Origin of the sequence: Castellaniella hirudinis (assembly GCF_042651965.1) — a bacterium.
GTDB lineage: Bacteria > Pseudomonadota > Gammaproteobacteria > Burkholderiales > Burkholderiaceae_B > Castellaniella > Castellaniella hirudinis.
In genome coordinates this window covers 361199-385442 of record NZ_JBHSDY010000005.1, presented here as the reverse complement: position 1 = coordinate 385442, position 24244 = coordinate 361199, and the positions used below count along the sequence as shown (strand labels likewise).

At 64.7% G+C, this 24244-nt stretch carries 24 protein-coding genes and 1 other RNA gene; 9 read left to right on the top strand and 16 right to left on the bottom strand.

The annotated features are described in order from the left end of the window. The first annotated feature begins 50 nt into the window (after positions 1-50). Complete coding sequence (locus ACFO0J_RS10040) at positions 51-632, top strand: Ig-like domain-containing protein (RefSeq protein ID WP_376812996.1); 582 nt, start codon at positions 51-53, stop codon at positions 630-632. Positions 633-1311: 679 nt separating this feature from the next. On the opposite strand, the gene ssrA is transcribed toward ACFO0J_RS10040, so the two are convergent. Beyond that, positions 1312-1676: a transfer-messenger RNA gene (gene ssrA, locus ACFO0J_RS10035) on the bottom strand. A gap of 125 nt (positions 1677-1801) precedes the next feature. Between ssrA and ACFO0J_RS10030 the strand changes: the two genes are divergently transcribed. The 3 genes from ACFO0J_RS10030 (at position 1802) to ACFO0J_RS10020 (ending at position 3898) form a co-directional block, all read left to right on the top strand. Then, positions 1802-2668, top strand: coding sequence for a M90 family metallopeptidase (locus ACFO0J_RS10030; RefSeq protein ID WP_376812925.1), 867 nt, complete (start codon positions 1802-1804; stop codon positions 2666-2668). 17 nt (positions 2669-2685) lie between these two features. Beyond that, positions 2686-3357, top strand: a complete 672-nt coding sequence (locus tag ACFO0J_RS10025) for a dienelactone hydrolase family protein (RefSeq protein ID WP_376812924.1) — start codon at positions 2686-2688, stop codon at positions 3355-3357. 226 nt (positions 3358-3583) lie between these two features. After that, entirely contained in the window at positions 3584-3898 is a 315-nt protein-coding gene (locus ACFO0J_RS10020) for a hypothetical protein (protein WP_376812923.1), read from the top strand. A 70-nt stretch (positions 3899-3968) separates the two neighbouring features. Here the strand turns inward: ACFO0J_RS10020 and ACFO0J_RS10015 are convergent, their stop codons facing one another. Further along, entirely contained in the window at positions 3969-4832 is an 864-nt protein-coding gene (locus ACFO0J_RS10015) for a pirin family protein (protein ID WP_376812922.1), read from the bottom strand. A gap of 53 nt (positions 4833-4885) precedes the next feature. Continuing rightward, positions 4886-5872, bottom strand: coding sequence for a lipoyl synthase (gene lipA / locus ACFO0J_RS10010; protein WP_376812921.1), 987 nt, complete (start codon positions 5870-5872; stop codon positions 4886-4888). Positions 5873-6054: 182 nt separating this feature from the next. Between lipA and ACFO0J_RS10005 the strand changes: the two genes are divergently transcribed. After that, entirely contained in the window at positions 6055-7635 is a 1581-nt protein-coding gene (locus ACFO0J_RS10005) for a glycosyltransferase family 39 protein (RefSeq protein ID WP_376812920.1), read from the top strand. 25 nt (positions 7636-7660) lie between these two features. Here the strand turns inward: ACFO0J_RS10005 and ACFO0J_RS10000 are convergent, their stop codons facing one another. Next, complete coding sequence (locus ACFO0J_RS10000) at positions 7661-9823, bottom strand: putative bifunctional diguanylate cyclase/phosphodiesterase (protein ID WP_376812919.1); 2163 nt, start codon at positions 9821-9823, stop codon at positions 7661-7663. A gap of 80 nt (positions 9824-9903) precedes the next feature. Between ACFO0J_RS10000 and ACFO0J_RS09995 the strand changes: the two genes are divergently transcribed. Then, entirely contained in the window at positions 9904-10065 is a 162-nt protein-coding gene (locus ACFO0J_RS09995) for a hypothetical protein (RefSeq protein WP_376812918.1), read from the top strand. Positions 10066-10222: 157 nt separating this feature from the next. Here ACFO0J_RS09995 and ribA read toward each other — a convergent pair whose 3' ends face one another. Both ribA and ACFO0J_RS09985 read right to left on the bottom strand, forming a co-directional pair. Continuing rightward, positions 10223-10870, bottom strand: coding sequence for a GTP cyclohydrolase II (gene ribA / locus ACFO0J_RS09990; RefSeq protein ID WP_376812917.1), 648 nt, complete (start codon positions 10868-10870; stop codon positions 10223-10225). A 56-nt stretch (positions 10871-10926) separates the two neighbouring features. Then, a complete protein-coding gene (locus ACFO0J_RS09985; RefSeq protein WP_376812916.1) occupies positions 10927-11421 on the bottom strand; it encodes a DUF2938 domain-containing protein in 495 nt (164 codons plus the stop codon). A gap of 81 nt (positions 11422-11502) precedes the next feature. Between ACFO0J_RS09985 and ACFO0J_RS09980 the strand changes: the two genes are divergently transcribed. After that, positions 11503-11928 carry a helix-turn-helix domain-containing protein gene (locus tag ACFO0J_RS09980; RefSeq protein WP_376812915.1) on the top strand — a complete coding sequence of 142 codons (426 nt, stop codon included), beginning with the start codon at positions 11503-11505 and terminating at the stop codon, positions 11926-11928. Here the strand turns inward: ACFO0J_RS09980 and ACFO0J_RS09975 are convergent. Continuing rightward, positions 11888-12787: an AraC family transcriptional regulator gene (locus ACFO0J_RS09975; protein WP_376812914.1), complete on the bottom strand. Its 900-nt coding sequence runs from the start codon at positions 12785-12787 to the stop codon at positions 11888-11890. The genes ACFO0J_RS09980 and ACFO0J_RS09975 overlap by 41 nt on opposite strands. Positions 12788-12953: 166 nt before the next feature. Here ACFO0J_RS09975 and ACFO0J_RS09970 point away from each other — a divergent pair, with 166 nt between their 5' ends. Together ACFO0J_RS09970 and ACFO0J_RS09965 are read left to right on the top strand one after the other, a co-directional pair. Then, a complete protein-coding gene (locus ACFO0J_RS09970; RefSeq protein WP_376812913.1) occupies positions 12954-13832 on the top strand; it encodes a DMT family transporter in 879 nt (292 codons plus the stop codon). Beyond that, the gene (locus ACFO0J_RS09965) at positions 13829-14362 is read left to right on the top strand and encodes an AAA family ATPase (RefSeq protein ID WP_376812912.1); all 534 of its coding nucleotides are present in this window, start codon (positions 13829-13831) and stop codon (positions 14360-14362) included. Before ACFO0J_RS09970 ends, ACFO0J_RS09965 begins: the two co-directional genes overlap by 4 nt. Positions 14363-14512: 150 nt before the next feature. Here the strand turns inward: ACFO0J_RS09965 and ACFO0J_RS09960 are convergent, their stop codons facing one another. The 9 genes from ACFO0J_RS09960 to dppB form a co-directional block, all read right to left on the bottom strand. After that, on the bottom strand, positions 14513-15217 hold the full coding sequence (locus ACFO0J_RS09960; protein ID WP_376812911.1) for an ABC transporter ATP-binding protein: 705 nt from the start codon (positions 15215-15217) through the stop codon (positions 14513-14515). Then, positions 15204-17015 carry a branched-chain amino acid ABC transporter ATP-binding protein/permease gene (locus tag ACFO0J_RS09955; RefSeq protein WP_376812910.1) on the bottom strand — a complete coding sequence of 604 codons (1812 nt, stop codon included), beginning with the start codon at positions 17013-17015 and terminating at the stop codon, positions 15204-15206. The genes ACFO0J_RS09960 and ACFO0J_RS09955 overlap by 14 nt, the downstream gene beginning before the upstream one ends. Positions 17016-17083: 68 nt before the next feature. Continuing rightward, the gene (locus ACFO0J_RS09950) at positions 17084-17950 is read right to left on the bottom strand and encodes a branched-chain amino acid ABC transporter permease (protein WP_376812909.1); all 867 of its coding nucleotides are present in this window, start codon (positions 17948-17950) and stop codon (positions 17084-17086) included. 73 nt (positions 17951-18023) lie between these two features. After that, on the bottom strand, positions 18024-19385 hold the full coding sequence (locus tag ACFO0J_RS09945) for a substrate-binding protein (RefSeq protein ID WP_376812908.1): 1362 nt from the start codon (positions 19383-19385) through the stop codon (positions 18024-18026). A gap of 469 nt (positions 19386-19854) precedes the next feature. Beyond that, the gene (locus tag ACFO0J_RS09940; protein ID WP_376812907.1) at positions 19855-20265 is read right to left on the bottom strand and encodes an HIT family protein; all 411 of its coding nucleotides are present in this window, start codon (positions 20263-20265) and stop codon (positions 19855-19857) included. After that, positions 20262-21284, bottom strand: coding sequence for a peptide ABC transporter ATP-binding protein (locus tag ACFO0J_RS09935; RefSeq protein WP_376812906.1), 1023 nt, complete (start codon positions 21282-21284; stop codon positions 20262-20264). Before ACFO0J_RS09935 ends, ACFO0J_RS09940 begins: the two co-directional genes overlap by 4 nt. Further along, the gene (gene dppD / locus ACFO0J_RS09930; RefSeq protein WP_376812905.1) at positions 21281-22276 is read right to left on the bottom strand and encodes a dipeptide ABC transporter ATP-binding protein; all 996 of its coding nucleotides are present in this window, start codon (positions 22274-22276) and stop codon (positions 21281-21283) included. The genes ACFO0J_RS09935 and dppD overlap by 4 nt, the downstream gene beginning before the upstream one ends. A gap of 11 nt (positions 22277-22287) precedes the next feature. Next, positions 22288-23181 carry a dipeptide ABC transporter permease DppC gene (gene dppC / locus ACFO0J_RS09925; RefSeq protein WP_376812904.1) on the bottom strand — a complete coding sequence of 298 codons (894 nt, stop codon included), beginning with the start codon at positions 23179-23181 and terminating at the stop codon, positions 22288-22290. A gap of 1 nt (position 23182) precedes the next feature. Further along, positions 23183-24211: a dipeptide ABC transporter permease DppB gene (gene dppB, locus ACFO0J_RS09920; protein ID WP_376812903.1), complete on the bottom strand. Its 1029-nt coding sequence runs from the start codon at positions 24209-24211 to the stop codon at positions 23183-23185. Between the last annotated feature and the right edge of the window lie 33 nt (positions 24212-24244).

Below are 24244 nucleotides of genomic sequence, written 5' to 3'. Positions count from 1 at the left end.
ACGCAGATACCTACTTCGCAGTGCTGCTGGTGGCGAAGGCGCATGCAGAGATGCCAAGCCAAGTGTATCAGGTCGACCTATCTGCGTCGGTTGACTCCATCGTGGCGGATGGCTCTTCAACGACCATAATCACCTCGACGGTCACGGGCCGGGATGGACATCCTGTCGGAGTTGGGATTCCGGCGGCATGGACTACTAGCTTGGGGGTACTAGTTTCTCAGGATGGAGTGACAAATGAGGAAGGGAAAGCGAACGCGGTGTTGCAAGCGGGCGCCGTTGCGGGAACTGCGACTATTCGCAGTATAGGTGGTGGACGGAGTAGAGCAATTGATGTGAGTTTTTCCGCACTGCTGCCTGGGGAGTGTCGATATAGCTTTGTCTCTGGCGTACCAACAGCCTATCTTGTTTGGGATATGTATTCTCCCAATCAATCTGGTTCTATAACCGGTACATCCGGTTGGTTGGGACCTAACCAAGGCGGTGTTGCGATCGCTGGTTATACCTATTCCAACCCCGTGCCGGAGGGAAGCACTGATGGACTGCCGCCAGGATTCCGGCGCGGAAAGCTTATAGCGTCAAATACGGGGACTTTCTACTTCGAACGTAAGTATGAAATTTGCAAAATCTCCTGAAGCTGCTGAGCTGGATCAATACTAAAGGCACTAGACCAAGGATCTGAGCAGCTTATCGTTCTGACATGCGCCGTGGTGGAGACTCAAGCTTGATGGGGCCTACCACCTTGTTAATGCGAGGGAAGACAATATAGCCAGTCCACCGCTCCCCATCTCGGGTACAAGCAACAAGATACTCATCACCTCCTCGGGCTCTCCTGTGCTCGAACTGCCCACAGCCAGTTATTTTGTTGTGCGCTAGGGCAATGCTCAAGTCAGGCGCAACTGCATCTTTCCAGTCTCCGGGATACATTTCGGCTTCGGTCTCAGGAGGAGGTGGTCTCTCCTTTTTGCCGCACGCAGACAGGGATAGGTTGAGTGAAACCGCCAAGACGCCTCCGAAAATCAGACGTGTGATGCAGACGCATCTAGCCACTCTCTTCAGACTGTTATCCATCACACCCGTTTCTCTTGGTTACATGAAGGCATAGCATACTTGAAGCAAGCCTTTAATTGAAGCCGCCGACTAAAGAAAAAAAGGCACTCCCAAACGGAAGTGCCTTTTGAAAAACCCCTAGATTTCCTACCACATTTTTTTGATAAAGCATAATGTGGCACTTCGTGAAATAAAGCATAAGGTGGCAATAGTGCCAACTTATGCTTAACTCCACACTGGATAAACCAGAGGGTTTCAGGTGACTGGTGGAGTCGGGGGGAATTGAACCCCCGTCCGCAAGCCCTCCGCAAGTAGCTCTACATACTTAGTCGGCCTACTTTAAGTTTTAACCTCGGATCATGCCGGACGACAGGCCCTTCCTTGGCGATTCACACTGATTTAAGAGCCGACCCAGTGACCTGGTCGAATCCGATTCCCTGTAGATGACGCTGCTGTGGGTTTGACCCCACCCGACCCAGGGACCAGTCGGTGCAGCGGCTCACCGCTTAAGCGGCCAGAGCGAAACGCTCGTCGTTGGCGTTTGTAGTTTTCCAGTGGATTTACGAGCGTACTGGTGCTCGGTATGCACTATCCTGTTTTGTGACCCACGTCGAAGCCAAATCGACCCCAGGACCCTCTATTGTACCGGCATTTTTCAGATAATGAAATTACAATCGGGGGCCATGAGGACGCTACGCCACACTCGCAACCACATGCGCGCCGCACCGCCGGCTGCGCCATCCAGGATCCTGCCATGCTGCGCTGGCTGACGGGCCGCGACGCCCGGGACCGGGAACTGGACCAGGCGCTGGACGCGCTGGATGCGCGGGTCTGGCCGCCTCTATTGGCGCAGCACCCCTTCCTGCTGGGGCTGGACGCGCAGGAAACCGAAACCCTGCGCCGGCACACGGCCTGGATTCTGGCCAACAAATCCTTCCACGGCGCCCACGGCCTGCGGGTGACGCCGGACATGCGCCGCGCGATCGCGGTGCAGGCGGCGCTGCCGGTCCTGGGGCTGGACACGTCGCTGTACCGGGGCTGGACGCAGATCGTGGTCTACCCGGGCGGTTTCCTGGTGCAGCGCGCCGAGACCGACGAGGCGGGCGTGGTCCACGAATACGAGCAGGAAACGTCCGGCGAGTCCTGGGAAGGCGGCCCGGTGATCCTGTCCTGGGAAGACGCGCGCGCCGGGGCGGGCGCGCAGGCCAACGTGGTGATCCACGAATTCGCCCACAAGCTCGATCAGCGCGACGGCGGTGCGGACGGCATCCCGGGGCTGCGCGCGCACCGGGACCTGAGCCCGCGCCACTGGCGCGAGGTGCTGGACCGGACCTTTGACGATTTCAGTGCTTGGGTGGACGAGGTCGATGCGCTCATCCCGCCCGACGTGGACCCGGAATCCGACGAAGCCGCCGGGTGGTACGCGGAACTGCCGCTGGATCCCTACGCGGCGCAGGATCCGGCGGAATTCTTCGCCGTCAGTTCGGAAAGCTTCTTCATCGAGCCCTGGGCGATGGCGGCGGCCTGGCCGGACTGGTACCAGTTGCTTGTGCAGTACTATCGACAGGATCCTCTGCGCCGCCTGGAAGCCGCCGGCCTCCAGCAACCCGTCCGCCCCTGATGATAAGGAGCCCGAACATGGACATTACCCTCACCGCCTCCGACGGCCATCCGTTCACCGCCTATCTGTGCGGCCCCGAAGACGCCCGGACCGGCATCGTCGTGCTGCCGGAAATCTTCGGCATCAATGCCCACATCCGCCAGATGGCGGACCGCTTCGCGGCACAAGGCTACCGGGTGATCTGCCCGTCCCTGTTCGACCGTGCGGATGACGGCGAACCCGGCCTGCAACTGGGCTACGACCCCATGGGCCGCGACCAGGGCCTGGCCCTGCGCAAGGCGATCAGCGACGAGGGCGCCCTGCTGGACATCGAGGCGGCCGCCGCCGCGCTCAACGGCCAGACCGCTCGTCTGGTGACTGGCTACTGCTGGGGCGGCTATCTGTCCTGGCGCGCCGCCTGCCTGAGCGACACCTTCGCCGCCGCGTCCTGCTGGTACGGCGGGGGTATTGCGCGCCATTGTCACGACACGCCCCGCATCCCGGTGCAGATGCACTTCGGCGGGCAGGACAGTTCGATCCCGATGGCGGACATTCAGATCATCCAGGCCGCGCAACCCGGCCTGCCGATCCACGTCTATCCGGAAGCGGGCCACGCATTCGGACGCGAAGGCACGGCCGCCCATCACCCGGCCTCGGCGGCGCTGGCCTGGGAGCGGACGCTGGCGTTTTTCGCCGACGCGCGCGCGTAGGCGCGTGTAGGGAAGCGCCGGCCGATAACGTGGTCTTTTCGACACATCCGGCCCGGCGCACCCGTACCTATCTCGCACGAGTTGGGCAACAAACGTGTGTAGTTGTTCCTACCGTGCAATAAAACCCGCTTGCTCGTAGCTTTTTGAAGCGTCTGTCCCCGGAGTATTCACAATCCGGCCGCCCGCACGGGCCACAATGGGGTCCCTCGATCCACAGGACAGTCATATGAAAAAAAGCATCGTTGCGGCAGGCCTGCTCGCCGGCGTATTGATGGCGGGACCGGCTGCCCATGCGGGCGACGTGGACGTCGGCATTTCCATCGGCATTCCCGGCGTCGTCTGGGGCGGGCCTGCCTACTATCCTCCTCCGCCGCCCCCCTACTACCGCCCGCGCGTCGTCGTGGTACCTGAACCCGTTTATGGCCCCGGTCCCGGCTATTACCGCCAAGGCTGGAAGGACCGGGAACGCTACGAGCGTCACCAGCGCAAACAGTGGAAGAAATACATGAAGCACCGCAGAGGCCACGGCTGGGACGATTAAGCCCTAACCCCGATCCGCTTCCGGACGACGCGGCACGCGCACACCCTGCGCTGCCGCGTTTTTTTATGGGTTACTGCGCCAGCACCCCGTCCCGGTAATCGCGCATGGCCTGCTCGATTTCTTCGGTCGTGTTCATGACGAAAGGACCATACTGGACGACAGGCTCGTTCAGGGGCTTGCCGGCCAGCAGCAGCACCCGCACACCATCGGCGCCGTCCGGCGTCGGCGCCAGATGCAGGGTGTCGCCCTGCGCGCCGAACCAGACCGTATGCCCGGCCTCGACGGCCTGCCCTTCGGCGTCCAGCCGGCCCTCGAACACGTACACCAGCACCTGGTGCGTAGCCGGGACCGGAATGTCCACGGCTTGCCCCGCCATGACGCGAATGTCGGCGATCAAGGGTTGGGTGGCGGGATTCGCCTGCCCCGGCCCCTGCAGCGGACAGGTCGCCCAGGGGATGGTGCCGGCGATCAGCTTGATGAAACCGCCCTCGGGCAATCCGGCCACGGCCAGCGAGCCGGCCGGGATGTCGCGGTAATGCGCGGGCTGCATCTTGTCGGCCGCCGGCAGGTTCAGCCAGATCTGGAAGCCGCGCAGCAGGCCGTTTTCCTGCTGCGGCATTTCTTCGTGGATGATGCCGCGCCCGGCGGTCATCCACTGCACGCCGCCGGCCTTCAGGTCGCCTTCGTTACCCAAATGGTCGCGGTGGCGCATGTGGCCGTCGACGATGTAGGTCACGGTCTCGAAGCCGCGGTGCGGATGCGGCGGAAAGCCGGCGATGTAATCGTCGGGATTGTCGGACGAGAACGCGTCCAGCATCAGAAAGGGGTCCATGCGGAACTGCCGCTGGTGCCCCAGGGCGCGCAGCAGGCGCACGCCCGCGCCGTCTTCGGCAGGCTGGGCGGGCAGAATGCGGGTGACGGCGCGATGCGTCATGATCGGCTCCTTGGGGGATCGGCCGGGGGCCGACGCCCCCGCGGGCCTGCGGGTCAGAGCCCGACGTTGTCCTTTTCCAGGACCTGTTCGGCGCGGTAGCTGGACCGCACCAGCGCGCCGGACACGACTTCGCGGAAGCCCTTGGACAGGCCCAGGTCGCGGTAGGCGCGGAATTCGTCGGGCGTGACGAAACGGCGCACCGGCAGGTGGTTGGCCGTGGGCCGCATGTACTGGCCGAAGGTCAGGATATCGACGTTGGCGGCGCGGATGTCGTCCATCGCCTGCTCGATTTCCTCGTCGGTCTCGCCCAGGCCCAGCATGATGCTGGTCTTGGTCAGGGTATGCGGCGCATAGGCCTTGGCGTGGGCCAGCACGTCCAGCGTCTGGTGATAGCCGGCGCGGGCGTCGCGCACGACGTGGGTCAGGCGTTCGACCGTTTCGACGTTCTGGGCAAAGGTCGTCAGGCCGGCGTCCAGGATCTTTTCGATACAGCCGTGATCACCCTTGAAATCAGGGGTCAGGGCCTCGACCGCCGTCTGCGGCGAACGTTCGTGGATGGCGCGGATGCAGGCGGCGTAGTGACCCGCCCCGCCGTCGACCAGGTCGTCGCGGTCGACCGAGGTCAGCACCACGTACTTGAGCTGCATCAGCGCCACGGCGTCGGCCACGCTGGCGGGTTCGTCGTGGTCCAGCCAGCCGTGGGGATTGCCGGTGCTGACGGCGCAGAATTTGCACGCCCGCGTACAGACCGAACCCATCAGCATCAGGGTCGCCGTGCCCCGCCCCCAGCATTCGGCGATGTTGGGGCACTTGGATTCAGCGCAGACCGTGTTCAGCTTGTGCGTCTGGACGATCTCGCGGACTTCCTGGTAGCGCGCGCCGGCCGGGATCCGCACCCGCAGCCAGGACGGCTTGGGCTCGGAATTGGGGATCTCGGTGAGCTCGCTGGGACGCATGCCGTCTTTGACGGCTTTGGTGCCTTGCGGGCTGATGAATTTGGCTCCGGAGCGGGCGCGGATGATGGGGACTTCGGTCGTCATGGAAAACCTGCGGGAAGTGGTCGAAAACGGGCGCTCGTCACCCCCGGCGAGCACCTGTGCGGATAGTACCACGCGCCCCCCAGCGCACCGCCGCGTCCGACCCGGCAACGGGGTCATCGGCCGCCATGAAGCCGATATAAAGACTATTTCGCGACACCGCACCGCCCGGTATACTCCCCGCCATGCTGCCGGCCGCTCTCCCCAAGATTCCCCTGCTCGCCCGACCGCCGGGCGCCGCCCTGGCGCTGCTGTGCCTGCTGGGCATGGTCACGCTCTGGACGGTGCTGTGCGCCCTCAGCCATACGGCCCCCGACCTGGACGGCATGGAAGAGCTCGTCTGGGCGGCCAGCCTGGAACTGGGCTATACCAAGCATCCGCCCCTGCCCTCCTGGTTCATGCATCTGGCCACGGAACTGCTGGGCCGGCCGGTCTGGCTGCCTTTCCTGATGGGGCAGCTGTTTTCGGCCCTGGGATTGTGGTTCGTCTGGAAACTGGGCCGCGAGATCACCACGCCGCATCGGGCGCTGATCGCCATGCTGCTGGTCTCGGTGACCGCTTATTTCTCGCTGCGCGGCACGATCTACAACCACAACACGGCGCAGCTCTGGTCGATCACCGCCTCGATCTGGCTGTACCACCGTGCGCTGCGCGGCGGCCGGATGCGCGACTGGGCGCTGCTGGGCGCAGTCGGCGGCCTGGCGATGCTGACCAAATACAGCGCCCTGATCCAGTTCGCCGCCTTCTTCCTGTACGCGTTGCGCTGCGGCGCGCTGCGCCGCCCGGACGTCTGGCGCGGCATCGCCGTCGCGACCGCGGCGTTTCTGATCGTGCTCAGCCCGCACCTGTGGTGGCTGGACCAGCACGACTTCGAACCGCTGCGCTACGCCGACGCCTCATTGGCTGCGGGCGGTCGGGCGGCCGCCCTGAAAGACTTGCTGGACTTCACCCTGGATCAGGCCGGACGGCTGGCGCCCATGGCGCTGGCGTTGGCCGCCTGGACGCTGTGGCGCAAGCGCCGGGGCGACCGTGCTCCCGGCCATGCGGCCAACGATGAACAGTTCGCAGGCGCCGCCGCCGCGCCGCGCTACTGGTTCGATCTGGCCGCCGAGGACCGGCGCTTCCTGCTGTGGGTCGGCCTGGCGCCCTTTTTCAGCACGGTGCTGATCTCGGTGGTGCTGGGCTCGCGGCTGGAAGCGTCCTGGGGCAGCACCTTCTTCGTGTTGTTCGGCTTCTACGGACTGGGCTGGCTGCGCGGCCCCGAGACGGTGCAACTGCGCCGCGTCCTGATCCTGACGATCGCCCTGCACGTCGTGATGGCCGTCGGCTACGCCGCCGCCCGGGGTCCGATCGCGCAGATGACGGGCCACGCCTCCCGCTCCACCTACCCCGGGCCGGCGCTGGCCGCGCAGGCGCTGCGGCACTGGCAAGACCACCAGCCCGGGCGGCCTCTGCGCGTCGTGGTCTCGAACACCTGGCTGGGCGGCAACATCGCCGTGCACATCAGTCCCGACACCCGGGTCTGGATCGACGCCAGCGACGAGCAATCCCCCTGGTTCGCCCCGGGCGCGGCCCTGCGCTGCGGCGCGCTGCTCGCCTACAGCGAACAGGGACGCGCCGCACCGGCGCCCGCCGTGCAGGCCTTATATGACGCAGCGCCCTGGAAAGGGGTGGATGAGGTGCCCTGGTCCGGCCCCAAGGGCAAAGTGATCGATCTGCATTGGGCCGTGCTGCCCGCGACGTCCGACTGCCTGAAAGCTGATTGAACCTGGCTTGGCAGGTTCTGGGCGCCTAGTGGATCAGTCGCTTGGCGGGCTGGGCGCCCGGGCGCAGATCCGTGCCGTTGGCCAGCAAGGGCTCGAAATCGATGGGCGCCAGCGGCCGGGCGAACAGATAACCCTGGCCGTAGTCGCAGCCTGCGGCGGCCAATAGCGCGTATTGCTCGCGCGACTCGATGCCCTCGGCCACCACGCGCAGGCCCAGTTTGTGCGCCAGCAGAATGACCGCCTCGCACAGGGCCAGGTCGGGACCCTCCGAACTGAGATTGGCCACGAAAGACTGGTCGATCTTGAGAAAATCGATGTTGAACTTGCGCAGATAGGACAGCGAAGAATAGCCGGTCCCGAAGTCGTCCAGCGCGACCTGCATGCCGGCGTCGCGGAAGGCGTCCAATTGGCGCTGGATGCGCTCGTCGCCCGAATCGATCAACAGGCCTTCGGTGATTTCGATGATGACCTGGCGCGGCGACAGGCCCAGGGTGTCCAGATGGCTGCGCCAGAAGGCGTGATCCAGGCCCTCGTGGCGCAACTGCGCCGGGGAAATATTGACGCTGACCTGCATGTCCAGCCCATACTGGCGGCGCCATTCCGCGACCTGGCGGGTGGCCTCGCAAAAGACCCAGTCGCCGATGGAGCGGATGATGCCGGTTTCCTCGGCCAGGGGAATGAATTCGCTGGGCGACACCAGCCCCCGCACCGGGTGATGCCAGCGCAGCAGGGTCTCGGCCTTGATGATGCGGCCGTTGGTCAGATCGACGATGGGCTGGTAGTCCAGCGAGAACTGGTTCTGGTCCAGCGCCAGATGCAGGTCGTTGACCAGCCGCATGCGGGTCTGGGCCTGTTCCTGCATCGACAGCGTGAAATAGCAGCTGCGGTTGCGGCCCTCGGCCTTGGCGGCGTACATGGCCTGGTCGGCGTTGTTCAGCAGGGCCTCGGCGTCGGCCGCGTCGTCCGGGTAAAAGGTGATGCCGATGCTGGTGGAGATGAAGACGGTCTCGACCCCCAGGCGGAAAGGCTCGGCCAGCCGGCGCAGGATGTTGCGGGTCAGGCGCTCGACGTCGCGCGGTTCGCGGATGTCATCCAGCAGGACCGTGAATTCGTCGCCGCCCAGCCGGGCCACGGTATCGCTCTGGCGCACGCAGCCGCTCAGCCGCCGGGCGGCTTCTTTCAGCAGTTCGTCGCCCATGGCGTGGCCCAGGGTGTCGTTGATTTCCTTGAAGCGATCCAGATCCAGGAACAGCAGCCCAGTACGGCTGCCGGTGCGCCGGGATTTGCGGATGCTCTGCTCCAGGCGATCATGGAACATCTGCCGGTTGGGCAGGTCGGTCAGGCGGTCGAAATTGGCCTGCTTCCAGATGATGGCCTCGGCCTGCTTGATCTCGGCGATATTGGAAAAGATCATCACCCGGCGATGGACTTCGTCGTCCGCGCCGTAGGATGTGTTGATGCTGAGCCATTCAGGGTACAGTTCGCCGTTGGCGTGCTGCCCCCAGTGTTCGCCCTGCCAACTGCCGGTCTCCATCACCGCGCGCCACATGACCCGGTAGAACTCGCGGTCGTGGCAGGGGGAATTCAGGCAGCGGACGTGCCGGCCGATGACTTCGGATTCGGGACGCCCCCGCAGCTTCACGAACGCCGGGTTGACGTCCAGGATGAAGCCTTTGGGGTCCAGCACCAGCATGCCTTCGCTGGTGCTGCGGTAGACCAGCGAAGCCAGTTCGGCCTGGCGGTCGGTGTCGTGCAGGCCCGGCCGGCGCACGCGCATGACGTACAGGTGGCTGTGGCCGGTGGGCGACGGAATGTGCGTGGCGGCCCCCACCAGCATCAGGGGCTGGCGCTGCTGGTCCAGGCCCTGGCCGCGCCACGGCAGCGTATCGCGCGAGCCAGGCTGCTGCAGCCGCTGATTGATGTCGCCCACGTCGGGCAGCAAGGTTGCGACGCCGAGCCCGATGGCGGTGCCCCGGCGATAGCCGAACAGGCGCTCGGCGCTGCGGTTCATGTAGACGATGATGCCGTGCGTATCCGTCGCCAGGAAGGCGTCCTGCGAATAGTCCCCCAGCCGGATCAGGGCCAGGATGTGGGAGCGGTCGGTATGTTCGGACGACAGCAACGTACCCACGTCCGGACCGGGTTCCTGGACATAAAGGGGGATGAGGGGCTTGAGCAGGGGGAACATCACACGAGCGTGGGTGGATGTAGGTCAGTCGTCACGATAAAGTCCGCTGAAAAGAAGCCTGCAACTCTTCGAGTTTTAACATGTCGGCAATCCTGGTCACCATCGGTATTATCCATGAGGCCTGTCGTGCGCGCGGCTCTCCCGACCCTGCGGCATGGTTTTCAGGGCCGATCGGACTGGTGAGCACGACGCGCACGAGCCGCGAAACGGCCCGTCTGGATACGCCGCCCGGCCTGCGCTAGTGTCCTGTCTGGTTAGTTTGGTCATTTAAATTCGGATGCATGGGCTTGTCAGGCAAGGCGCAAACCGCAGCGATAGCGGTGCTATCGCGAGGATTTGCAACGCAGCATGGCGAGGCCAGGCGCCGAAGGTAAAGATCGGAACTAGCCAGACAGGACACTAGGGGGCTTCGCCGAAGTATTCCTTGAACTGGTGGCCCAGCTTGCGCGCCTTGGTGCGCAGGTATTGCTCGTTGTAGGGATTGCGGTTGACCTGCAGCGGGATGTGCTCGGCGACCGTGATGCCCAGGTCCGTCAACACGCGCTCCTTGCGCGGGTTGTTGGTCATCAGGCGCACGCTGCGGATGCCGAAATGATCCAGCATGGGGCGGCACAGATCGTAGCGGCGCATGTCGGCCGGGAACCCCAGGCGTTCGTTGGCCTCGACCGTGTCGGCGCCCTCGTCCTGCAACTGATAGGCGCGGATCTTGTTCAGCAGACCGATACCCCGGCCTTCCTGGCGCAAGTACATGATGATGCCCCGGCCCTCCTCTGCAATGCGCTGCAGGGCGGCCTCCAGTTGGGCGCCGCAATCGCAGCGCTGGCTGAACAGGGCGTCGCCCGTCAGGCACTCGGAATGGATGCGCGCCAGCACGGGCTCATCCCCGAACGGGTCGCCCAGCGTCAGGGCCACGTGTTCCTTGCCCGTGGCGGGCTCGGCAAAAGCGTGGATCCGGAAGACGGCCCAGGGCATAGGCAACTGGCTGGAAGCGACATACTGCAGAATGCCGCCATCCGCGGCGGGCGCGGAACCGGGGGGGGTGGACATGGAGACGCGTCGTGGAGGGAATGAAACGGGCTATAGATTAACACCCTGGCCGCCGTTCACACCCACACCTGTTTGAGCGCGACGGCAGACAGATAAAGCCCGCAGCCAAAGACGGCATGCGCAAGCAGACTGCGCAGGCAGTTTTTCAGCGGCGCCGGCGTGCGCGACGAGGCAATCCCCGCGCCCATGGCGGGCTGCATGACGAACAGAGGCATGGCAGCCGTCGCCAGACCGACCGCCAGGGCGGGCGGCCAGGTGGGGGCATGCAGCCACGCCGTACCGCACACGCCCGCCAGCACGGCGGAGAACACGATCCCCACGGCGTAATGCACCATCCACCCCAGCGCCGATTCGCCCGGCACCGGCGCAGCCCGGGCGATGCCGGCGTGCACGACCCTGCCCTTCCAGGCGTGGCCGGCCCATCGGCCCACCATCGCCAAATTCAGCGTGGGCATGCCCAAGCCCTTCAGGATGAGCGACCACACATCCATCACGACGGTCGCGCCCACCCCGACCAGAATCACCCTGACGCCTTCGCTCATCGAGATCATGTCCTTTCCTTTTCCATCCATCGGATCCTCATTCACCGGTATGCTAGAAGTTAAAGTCAACTTCAAGTCAAGAGGCGCGTCATGGACATTGCAGAAGTCGCCCGGCGCACGGGCGTACCATCCTCCACACTGAGGTTCTATGAAAAGAAAGGTTTGATCTCCTCGACCCGCCCGGCCGGCGAACGGCGGCGCTTCGCGCCCGGCGTGCTGGATCAGTTGGCGCTCATCGCGCTCGGGCAGGCCGGCGGCCTTTCACTGGACGAAATCCTCGCCATGCTCACGCCTGCGGGCGCCCCGCAGGTGGATCGCGCAGTGCTGTCGGCCAAAGCTGACGAAATCGATGCGACCATCAAACGGCTGCGGGCCATGAGCCAGGGTTTGCGCCATGCCGCGCAATGCCCCGCCGTCAGCCATGCGCACTGCCCGACCTTTCAGCGCCTGCTCAAGGCGGCTGCAGCCGGCCGGTTCAAGCAAAGCCCACGGCAGCGCGGTACCGGCCCGGCGTGATGCCGGTGGCCTGCAGGAACACGCGGCTGAAGTGGCTGGCACTGCCGAATCCGCAGGCCCGGGCCACGCCGGCCAGGTCATCCCGGGAACGGGCCAGCAGCTCACGCGCGCGCGCCAAACGGCGCCCCAGCACCCAGGCGTGGGGCGGTTCGCCGAACGACACATGGAACATGCGCGCGAAATGGTAGGTGGACAGGACCGCCACGCCCGCCAGTTCGTCCAGCGTCAGGGCCTCGTCCAGGTGGGCGTCGACGTAGTCCCGCACCCGGCGCCGCACGGCCGGCGCCAGTCCGCCCAGATCGTCGGCCCGGGCGCGGCGCCCGGTGCTCTGCGTCAACAGGTGGTGCAGCACCCCCTCGGCGGCGGCGCTGGCGGCCAACCGCCCGGCCGGCACGCTCCAGTCCACGTTCAGCAGCGCGCGGCATGCCCGCTCCAGAGACGGGTCGCGGATGTACGTCCGATCACGCAGCTCCAGTGCGCGGGGCTCGCAGTCCAGCCGCATGACGGCCTCGCGCGCCAGACGCCGGGGCGTGATGTACAGATGCAGAAAGCGCACGTCATCGTTCATGCTCCAACGCGAATGATGCTGATCCGGCAGTACGCAGAACTTGCCCGCGCCGCCGCGCAGGTCGCCGTGATCCAGGCGAAAGCAGGTTTCGCCGCCTTGCAGGTAGAGCGACAGGGTATGGTGGCCGGGCATGTCGTAGTCCACCAGGCCAGGGCCGGTGCGCAGGTCGCGGTTCCATTGGGCTGCGGCCAGGCCTTCGCCCAGCGTGGTCGCCCGATCCAACTGGACGCGGGCGCTGCGCAGCATAGGGAACAGGGCAAAATCGGACGGATCCGAGGCGAGTGCGTTCATAAGCTGCTCATCGTACGCCAGGCGGCAGGCCCGGATACGATCCGCCTGCCGCCTGAAGCGAAAAATCCGCAAGAAAAGGCAATTCATCGGCCGGCGGCGCGCCTAGACTGACACGGATCCACTTTGACACGGGCGCGCGTCCCGTTCCGGCGAACCGACCCTCACCATGAACGCCTTCCTGTATTTGCTGACCGTATTGATCTGGGGCACCACCTGGATCGCCATCAAACTGCAACTGGGCATCGTCGCCATCCCGGTGTCGATCTTCTACCGCTTCGGACTCGCCTCGGCGATCCTGCTGGGCGCCCTGATCGCGCTGGGCCGCCTGCAGCGGCTGGACCGGCGCGGCCACGTACTGTGCCTGGGCCAGGGTCTGTGCCTGTTCTGCCTGAACTTCCTGTGCTTCTACAACGCCACGCAGTGGATCTCCAGCGGCCTGGTGTCGGTGGTGTTTTCCGCCGCCACCCTGTGGAATGCGCTGAACGCGCGCCTGTGGTTCGGCACCCGCATCACGCCGCGCGTCATGCTGGGCGGCGCCTTTGGCCTCGCGGGCCTGGCGCTGCTGTTCTGGCCTGAACTGGCCGGCCAGACCGCCACCCTGGAAACCCTGCTGGGCCTGGGCCTGGCGCTGCTGGGCACGCTGTGCTTTTCGACCGGCAACATGCTGTCGTCGGCCCAGCAGCGCGCCGGCATCGGCCCCCTGACAGGCAATGCCTACAGCATGCTGTACGGCTCGCTGATCCTGCTGGCGGGCTGCGTGCTGACGGGCCAGCCCTTTGATTTCGACCCCTCGCCGGCCTATGTCGGGGCGCTGCTGTACCTGGCGGTCTTCGGTTCCGTCGTCGGTTTCACCGCCTATCTGACCTTGGTGGGCCGCATCGGTCCGGTGCGCACGGCTTACTGCACGGTGCTGTTCCCGGTGGTGGCCCTGAGCATTTCCTCGGTGGCCGAAGGGTATCAATGGACGCCCTATGCCGTGGCGGGATTGGCGCTCGTCATCCTGGGCAATGTGCTGGTGTTCGCGAGGCGGGCGGCCAAACCGTGAATCGTTTCGTCATCCTCTCCGGCTGCTCGGGCGGCGGAAAATCCACGCTGCTGGCCGAACTTCAACGGCGCGGCCATACCGTGATCGAAGAAGCCGGACGGCGGGTCGTCCAGGCAGAAACGCGCGCAGGCGGCCACGCCCTGCCATGGGTCGACATGATGGCATTCCTGCGGCGCGCCCTGGAGATGGCCCGGCACGACCATGCCCACGCGCCGCGCGACAGCCGGCAGTGGGTCTTTTTCGATCGAAGCCTGATCGATATCGCCGCCGCCCTGCAGGCGCTGAGCGGAGACCCGGTCTTACCCCAGGTCCAGTCCTGCCGGTATCACCCCCGCGTCTTCCTGGCCCCACCCTGGCCGGAAATCTACCGGCAAGACACCGAACGCCGTCATGATCTGGAGGCGGCCTTGACTGAATTCGAACGGCTGCAGCACGCCTATCCGTCCTCGGGCTACACGGTCTCGCTCCTGCCGAAAGTCAGCGTCGCGGAACGCGCCGATTTTGTTTTGAGTGCTTTGGCGGAAGACTGAATCCGAACAAGGCCCCCACGCTGCGCCCCCGGCTTGCCGCCGCCCCCGAGGGGGCGCTTTTCGCCTTGGGGCGGCCCGGCGCATAAAAAAACCCGGGTCCGCGCAAGCGCGGAACCCGGGAATCGCCCGGCGGACCGGACACGAAAAAGGTCAGGCTTTGACGCCGAGATAGCGTTCGATGATCTCACCGTTTTCGTGCAGGTCCTTGGGCGTACCCTCGTACACCACATGGCCGTTGTTGACGATATAGGCGCGGTCGGCCAGCGACAGCGCAGCACGTACGTTCTGTTCCACGATCACGATCGTCTGGCCCGCGTCCGCCAACTGGCGGCACACGGACATCAGATCGCGCACGATCAGCGGGGCCAGCCCTTCGAAAGGCTCGTCCAGCAGAATGATGTCGGCGTTGCGTATCATGGCCCGCGCGATCGCCAGCATCTGCTGCTCGCCCCCGGACAACTGCTTGCCCCGGTTGCGCTTGCGTTCGGCCAGGCGCGGGAAGGTCGCGTAGATCTCGTCCAGGGTGCGCGGCTTGGGCGCCGTCATGGCCGCCAGTTGCAGGTTTTCCTGCACCGAGATCGAACCGAATACGCGGCGCTCCTCGGGCACCAGCTGGATGCCCAGCCCTGCGCGGCCGTAAGGCGGCAGATGCTGGATTTCCACGCCCCGGTGGCGGATGGTGCCGGACTTGACCTCGACCATGCCCATCAGGGATTTCATCGTGGTGCTCTTGCCGGCCCCGTTGCGCCCCAGCAGCGCCACGACCTCGTGCTCCTCGATCCGCATCGAGACGTCGAACAGGATGTGCGAGTCACCGTAATAGCTGTTGATCTTGTCGATTTCAAGCAGACTCATCGTCCATCCCTCCAAGGTAGGCCGCCTGGACCGACGGATCGCGGCGGATATCGTCGGGCGTGCCTTCGGCCAGTTTGCGGCCTTCGTACAGGACCGTGATGCGTTCGGCCAGTTCAAACATGGCATCCATGTCGTGCTCGACGATCACCATGCTGCGGCCCTGGCGGATCGACTTGAGCAGCGCCACCACCAGCACCCGCTCCTCGGGTCCGAGGCCCGCCAGCGGTTCGTCGAACAGCAGCACGTTGGCGCCCGTGGCCAGCGCCAGGCCGATTTCCAGGCGACGCTTTTCGCCGTAGGACATCTCCGAGACCTGCGTATCGGCATGGTGGCTGAGGTCCACCAGGGCGATGGCCGCATTGACCTGGGAATCCAGGTGATCGGAATGCAGGCTGCTCAGCAGGTCGCTGCGATAGCGCCCGCGCAACCGCGCCAGCACCGGAATCATCATGTTCTGGCGCACGGTCAGGTGTTCGAAGAGCTGGTTGATCTGGTAGCTCTTGCTCATGCCCAACTGGCAGACCGAGGTCACGCCGATGCCGGTGATTTCCTGGCCACGGAAGAAGACCTTGCCCGTGGTCGTCGGCAATTCACCCGCCAGCATCGCGAAGAAGGTGGATTTGCCGGCGCCGTTGGGGCCGATCACGCCGTGCAGTTCGCCTTCGCGCAGGGTGAAGTCGATGTCCGAGTTGGCCTTCAGGCCGCCGTAGTGCTTGCTGACGCCGCGCGCTTCCAGCACCGGCGCGCCGGGCTTGGTCGTCGCCAGGGGCGGCACGATATCCAGCGCGCTGGCCACTTTGCTGCTGGCGTCGACATCGATGCCGGCAGGCAGCTTGCGCGTCCGTTGCCAGAGCTGGATGATGGCGCCGGCCACCCCACGGCGGAACACCGTCACCAGCACGACGAAGACCACGCCGAGGATCAGCTTCCAGTAGGGTCCGAGGCTGCCCACCTGCTGCAGGCCGTCGTACAGGTAGAGCCAGATGGTCGCGCCCAGCAACGGCCCCAGCAGCGTGCCGGCCCCGCCCATCACGGTCTGGATCACCAGTTGCGCCGAGGTATCCAGCGAGAAGGCATCGGGCGGCATATAGGACTGGAACAAGCCCAGCAAGCCGCCCGCCAGACCGCCGTATGCAGCCGCCACGACGAAGACCATGAGCTTGTACGACTGGATCGAATGGCCCAGCGCAGTCGCGCGCTTGGGATTGCCCTGGATGGCTTTGAGCACGGCGCCGAACGGCGAGCGCACGATGCGGCGGGCGATGAGATAGCCGACGAAGAACACCAGCGCCACGAACCAGTACATGGGCCAGCCGCTGCCGATCTTGATATTGATGAAGCCCAGCGCGATTTCAGGCGACGGCACGCCCGCGATCCCGTTTTCGCCCCCGGTGTACTCCTTGAAGACCGAGTTTTCCATGAAGAAGAACATCTCGCCGAAGGCCAGTGTGCTCATGGCAAAGTAAATGCCCGTGCGCCGCAAGGTGAGATAACCGATGAGCAGGCCCATGACGGCGGCCGCGACCGTGCCGATGACCAGCGCCAGCAGCATATTGGGCACGACCCCGTCGGTCAGCAGATAGGCCGTGACGAATCCGCCCGTACCGAAAAAAGCCGCCTGGCCGAAGGACAACAGTCCGGTGTAGCCGAACAGCAGATCGAAGCCCAGGCCGAACAGGCCGAGGATCAGGATCCGGGTCAGCAAATCGGGGCTCATGCCGATGGCCGGCAAGATGAAAGGCGCCAGGATCAGGCCGAGTCCCACCCACATTTCGGGCAGCCGTCCACGCATGATCATGCCTCCCCCTCCCTGTTTGACAGACCGGGCCGAACCCGCGACTTCGGCCGTCGTTGATTGCGATGAACTCATTCCCGACCCTCCTGACCCATGAGACCTTGCGGACGGAACACCAGCACCAGCGCCATGGCGACGAACAGCATCACATCGGAATACTGGGGATTCACCATGGCCGTGAGGCTGAGGATTTCTCCGGCGATGATGCCGCCCACGATGGCCCCCGGGAAAGATCCCACGCCGCCGATCACCACCACCACGAAGGATTCGACCAGGTAGCGAAAGCCCATGTCCGGCGTCAGCGCCACGATGGGCGAATTGACCACCCCGGCAAACCCGGCCGCCATGGCGCCCAGGCCGAACACCACCAGGAAAGCCCGCTTGATGTTGATGCCCAGGGCATCGACCATCTGCGCGTCCTCGATGCCCGCGCGCACCACCAGGCCCAGGCTGGTGCGATACAGGATGAAATACAGCACCAGCAGGGTCACCGCCGCAATGGCGAGCGTTTCCAGCCGGTACATCGGATAGATGAGCGAACCGATTTTGGCGATCCCCATGCCCCATTCCGGCGGCGAGACCGACAGGCTGACGCCGCCGTAAATGCCGCGGATGATTTCAATGAGGATGATGCTCAGGCCGAACGTGACCAGGATCTGGTCTTCGGGCGGACGGCTGTAGAACTTGCGCATCAGGCCGCGCTCTATGACCAGGCCGCAGGCCAGCGCCACGGCGGCCCCGCCGGCCAGGGCCAGCACGAACGACTCCGTCAGGCCATAGACCGTATAGCCCGCATACCCCCCCACGACGAACAGGGCGCCGTGTGCGAAATTGATGACACCGAGCGTGCCGTAAATAATGGTCAGGCCGGTACTGATCAACGCCAACAACAAACCGGTCGTCAGCCCATTGAATAATTGTGAGAGAAACAATGACATGCTCGGGTACCTCCTTCAAGTCCCGGACAGTGGCTGCTCCCGGGGCCGCAAGGCCCCGGGAGACACGGATTGCTCAGATGTAATCACCCAATTTGCAGCCCAGCACACCCAGATCCGGCACCACGTCCTTGCCCTCGACGACCTGGACGATTTCGTAGTAATCGTCCGGATTCTTCATGTCGGCTTTTTTCTTGCCGCGCATGACCGGGAAGTTGACGACGCCCTGGTGATCCTCGGGACGGATCGAGAACGGCCCCGTGGCGAGATTCAGGACCGCGCCCGATTCCAGCGCCTTGACGACGTCGGGCGGATACAGCCCCCCTGCGCGCTCGACGGCGGCCGCCCAGACCATCACGGCCAGATAGGCATAGAAAGACGAGTCGCGCGGCTTGCCCTTGAACTTCTTCTCATAGGCATCGACGAAGTGCTTGGCTTGGGGGTATTTGTCCTGCAGGGTCCACCAGAACCCCTGGGCCACGATGACGCCTTCCATCAGATCGGCGCCGACTTCCTCTTCGATGTAGGCCGAGCTGTAAGGCACGACGACTTTCATCTTGTCGAGCAGACCGAATTGTTTGGCCTGCTTGATGGCATTGGCGGCATCCGCGCCATAGGCCACGCACACCAGCACGTCGGCATCGGTATTGGCGATGTTGATCAGGTAGGAGCTGTAGTCCTTGGCGCCCAGCGGGTGGACCTGGTTGGTGACCGTCGTCCAGCCTTCTTTTTCGGTGAATTCCTTCATCGACTGCGTGGTGGTGTGGCCGTACGTATAGTCGGGCGTCAGGTACGCGGCCTTGCGGTTCTTGCCGAGTTCCTTGGCGGCCACGGGCGCAACCGCCTTGCAGGCCATGTAGGCGAAGTAGCAGGGGCGGAAGCCATAGCGCTGGCAATCGACGCCGGTGGTTTCATTGGACCCGGAAATGGCCGTGAAATACGGCGTATGTTCGCGGTTGCAGACCTTTTCCAGGGCGATGGCCACCGCGCTGCTGGTGCTGCCGGAGATCATCATCGCCTTGTTGTCGTGGATGAAACGCGTGGCCGACTGCACGCCGGTGTTGGGTTTCGTTTCGGCATCGGCCGAGACGATTTTCAGCGGCTTGCCCAGCACCCCTTTCTTGAGGTCGGCAGAAATTTCCTTGAGGACGGGATCGCCATTGTTGATGTGCTCGACGGCCAGCTCGTAGCCGCGCTGCTGCGCGGCGCCTTGCGCCGAATACGGTCCGGTCAGATCGACAGTCAGGCCCAGGACGATGGAGTCGCCCTCCGAGCCTGCGGGCCAGGCCCCCAGGGGTTTCTTGTCGTCGGCCAGCGCGACCCGGGCGGCGCCGGGCATCAGCATGCCGCCGGCAACCCCGGCGGCGCCGGCCTTCAGCACCGAACGGCGCTTGACCTGCGTCTGCATGGCTTGTCCCAAAGTCTTGTTGTCTTTCATTGTCTCGTCTCCTGGTAAGTGGCCCCGGGCACCGGATGCGCCCGGCTGAAACACATTCATTCCAGCTAAAACCCGCGATTTATTTTTGTGTGAAACAGCTTTGTTTTTATCCCTGCAGTCAATCGCGGACCGGATTTTCAAAGGGCCGGATTTCTGCGTGATGCTATTAGTAAAATTTGAAACTTACGCAAAACTTACGCTAATCAGACAGGGACTGATTCGAACCGGACAGGGGCTTTCGGACACGTGTCTCCCTCGCACGGAATGGCGACGTATCTCTTTGATTCAGAAAAATAATTTATTTGAATCTTGAATGATGCAGCGCAAAATAATCAGGGTTATCACTTAAGGGAAAACCGCAGTTATGAATAACCCCTAAATCACCCTTGATATTGCACTGCATCATGAAAAACAGGACCCGCAGGTCCCGTTCATTCAAGCTCAAACGATCAGTTTCAGCCGGCTGGATTCAACCCAATCGGATGCGTGCGGCATATTCGCGCAACACTTCCATGCCCGGGTCCTTGCGCGGCCAGACCAGGCCCACGCCGTCATTCTCGTAGCGCGGCAGCACGTGGATATGAGCGTGCGGCACCGTCTGCCAGCCGGCCGGACGGTTGGCCTGCAGCAGGGTCAGCCCCTCGGGCTGAAAGGCGTCCTGGACGGCGCGGGCCACGCGGTAGGCCAGACGCATCAGTTCAGCCGCCAGGTCCTCGTCCATGTCGAGCAAGGTGGCATAAGGCTCGCAGGTCGCCACCAGCACATGGCCCGGGTTCAACTGACCGGCATCCATGAAGGCGAACACACGGGCGTCGCGATGGACGATGGCGGCCGGAATCTCGCCGGCCAGAATGCGGGTGAAGACGGTTTCCATGCTCATTTCTCCAGATCCTGCTCCACGGCAAAGCACGCCACCTGCCGCCCGCCTTGCGGCAGCAGGGCCGGCAGGCGCTCGCGGCACACCGGCATGACCCGGTGGCAGCGCGAACTGAAGGGACAGCCGGGCGGCGGATTCAGCGGGCTGGGCAGTTCGCCCGACAGCTTGATGCGTTCGCGCCGCGCGGCGTCGTTCAGGCGCGGCGTCGCCGACAGCAGCGCCTGGGTGTAGGGGTGCAGCGGCCGGCCGAAGATCGCCTCTTTGGCGCCCTGCTCCACCACCCGTCCCAGATACATGACCATGACTTCGTCGGCCAGATGCTCGATCACCGACAGGTCGTGGGAAATGAATACGTAGGCCAGGCCCAGGTCGCGCTGCAGATCCTGCATCAGGTTCAGCACCTGGGCGCGCACCGAGACGTCCAGCGCCGAGACGGCCTCGTCGGCCACCAGAATCTCGGGCTCCAGCATCAGCCCCCGGGCGATGGCGATGCGCTGGCGCTGGCCGCCGGAGAACATGTGCGGATAGCGGCCATAGTGTTCCGGCCGCAGGCCCACGCGTTCCATCATGGCCTGGCCTTTGGCGCGGCGTTCGCGCGCATCCAGCGGGGAGTTGATGAGCAGCGGTTCTTCCAGGATGTCGCCGATGCGCTTGCGCGGGTTCAGCGAGGCATAGGGATTCTGGAAGATGATCTGGATCTTGCTGCGGCGCAGTTTCGCCAGCGCCGGATCGGCGCGGGACACGTCCTGGCCCCGATACAGCAGTTGCCCGGCGGTGGGCGGCTCGATCATGGTCAGCACGCGCGCCAGCGTGGATTTGCCGCAGCCCGACTCGCCGACCACCGCCAGGGTGCGGCCTGCCTGCAGGCTGAAGGACACGCCGTCCAGGGCCTTGACGGACTTGGCCGGTTTCAGGAAACCGCCGTCCACGGCGTAATGGCGCTTGAGGTCGATGGCCTGCAGGACGTATTCGACGGGAGCCGCCTGCGTGGCCTGCCGCACAGGTTCTTGAAGCGTTGTCATGCTTGGATCTCCAGCGCCGCCTGCTTGGGCAGGCCGGCATCGTCCAGCGGGGTATGGCATTTGACCTGCCGGCCTGCCGGACCGGCCAGGTCCGGTTCGCGGACGCGGCACTGCTCGGTGGCATAGGGACAGCGCGGGCTGAGCAGGCAGCCCTGGGGCCGGTCGTAGCGCCCCGGGACCACGCCCGGCAGCGACACCAGGCGCTCGGCGCCCTGGGAAAATTCCGGCAGCGCCCGCAGCAGCGCCTGGGTGTAAGGATGGCGCGGGCGGCGGAAGATGTCCGACGCGGGGCCGGATTCCACCAGTTGCCCGGCGTACATCACCAGGATGCGGTCGGCGGCCTCGGCGACCAGCGCCAGGTCGTGGGTGATCAGCACCAGCCCCAGGCCCTCTCTGCGCTGCAAGGACAGCAGCAGGTCCATGATCTGGGCCTGAATGGTCACGTCCAGCGCCGTAGTGGGCTCGTCGGCGATCAGCAGGCGCGGCTTGCAGGCGATGGCCATGGCGATCATGACGCGCTGGCTCATGCCGCCCGACAACTGGTGCGGGTAGGCCCGCAGGCGCGATTCAGGGTCGGGGATGCCGACCTGCTCCAGCAATTCGATCACCCGGGTCCGCAGCGCACGCCGCGAACCGCCGCCGTGGGCGCGCAAGGCCTCGGTGATCTGGTATTCGACCGTATAACAGGGGTTCAGGCTGGTCATCGGATCCTGGAAGATCATCGAGACCTCGGACCCGACCAGCGAACGGCGCTGCTTTTCCGGCATGCGCAGCAGGTCCTGGCCGTCAAAGCGCAGGGCGTCGGCATGCACCCGGCCGGGGAAGTCGATCAGGCCCATCAGCGCCAGGGAACTGACGGATTTCCCCGAACCGGATTCCCCCACCAGGCCCACGACTTCGCCCGCCTGGACGCTGTAGCTGATGCGGTCCACGGCCTTGAAGGGCGCGGCTTCCTCGCCAAAATGCACGGACAGATTCTGGATTTCCAACATGGTCCGTCCTCCTACACTTTCAGACGCGGATCGAGGGCGTCGCGCAGCCCGTCGCCCATCAGATTGAACGCCAGCACAGCCAGCAGAATCGCCAGGCCCGGAAAGGTCACGACCCACCAGGCGCTCTGTGCGAATTGCAGCACATTGGCCAGCATGGTGCCCCATTCCGGGGTGGGCGGCTGGGCGCCCATGCCCAGGAAACCCAGCGCCGCCATGTCCAGAATGGCGTTGGAAAAGCCCAGGGACGCCTGCACGATGAGCGGCGCCAGGCAGTTGGGCAGGATGTTGACGAACATCTGCCGCCAGGCCCCCGCCCCCACCACGCGCGAGGCGATCACGTAGTCGCAGGTCATTTCGCGCAGCACCGCCGCGCGCGTCAGACGCACGTAGTGCGGCAGCGCCACGAAACTGAGCGCCAGGGACGCATTGACGATCGACGGCCCGAAGATCGCCACCAGCACCAGCGCCATCAGCAGGCTGGGCAGGGCCAGCATGATGTCGACCAATCGCATGATGCCGATGTCGACGATGCCGCCCATATAGCCGGCGATGACGCCCAGGAAGATCCCCAGCACCAGCGAGACGCTGACCACCAGAAAGCCGACCAGCAGCGACAGGCGCGCGCCGTGCATCAGGCGCGACAGGATGTCGCGGCCCACGTCGTCGGTGCCCAGGATGAAACGCCAGGAACCGCCGTCCATCCAGACGGGCGGATGCAGCAAGGCGTCGCGGTACTGCGTGGACGGATCGTGCGGCGCGATCCACCCCGCAAAGATCGCAATCAGCAGCATGGCCGCGATGTAATACAGGCCGATCAGCGCCCCGCGGTTGCGGCGGAAATCCTGCCAGAAGGATTTGAACGGTCCCGGCGGCGCCGGCATCGTCACGCTTGTGGTCGTGGACATGTCAGTTCCTCCCCCGGCGATGGCGGATGCGCGGATCGGCCAGTCCATACAGGATATCGACGCACATATTGACGATGATGATGAGGGTGGCGACCATCAGCACGCCGCCCTGCACGACCGGGTAGTCGCGCTGTTCCAGGCCATGGATCAACCAGCGCCCGACGCCCGGCCAGGAAAAAATGGTTTCGGTCAGGATCGCCCCGACCATCAGCACGCCCACCTGCAGCCCGACCACCGTCAGCACCGGCAGCAGCGCATTGCGCAGGGCATGCACCACGACCACCCGCATCCGTGACAAGCCCTTGGCGCGCGCGGTGCGGATGTAGTCTTCGTTCAGGACTTCCAGCATCGAGGACCGCGTCATGCGCACGATCACCGCCAGCGGAATCGTCGCCAGCACGAAGGCCGGCAGCAGAATGTGATGCAAGGCATCCAGGAAATTGCCTTCCTCGCCGAACAGCAGCGTGTCGATCAGCATGAAGCCGGTCAAGGGATCGTCGGGGTCCAGGAACACCGCCGCGCTGACGCGCCCGGACACGGGCATCAGGTCCAGTTGCACGGACACCAGCATGATCAGCATCAGGCCCCACCAGAACACCGGCATGGAATAACCGGTCAGGGCTGCGGTGATGGCGGCGTGGTCGAAGAACGAGCCGCGCTTGACGGCGGCCAGCACGCCCACCGGGATGCCGATCGCCAGGGCGAACGTCAGCGCGACGATGCTGAGTTCCAGCGTCGCCTGGAAACGCGGCACGAATTCGGACCAGATCGGTTCGCGGGTGGTCAGCGAGGCGCCCAGGTCGCCGTGCAGCACGCCCCAGACGTAATGGCCGTACTGCGTCCACAGCGGCTGATCCAGGCCCAACTGGGCCATCATGGCCGCGTGGCGCTCGGGTGACAGGCCGCGTTCGCCCGCCATGATCATCACCGGGTCGCCGGGAATCAGATGGATGAAGGCAAAGGTCAGCAGCGTGATGCCGATGAACGTCGGGATGGCCAGTCCGACGCGTTTAAGGATGAAGGCAAGCATGGCGTGGAATCACCCTCCGAAAATGGAAGGATC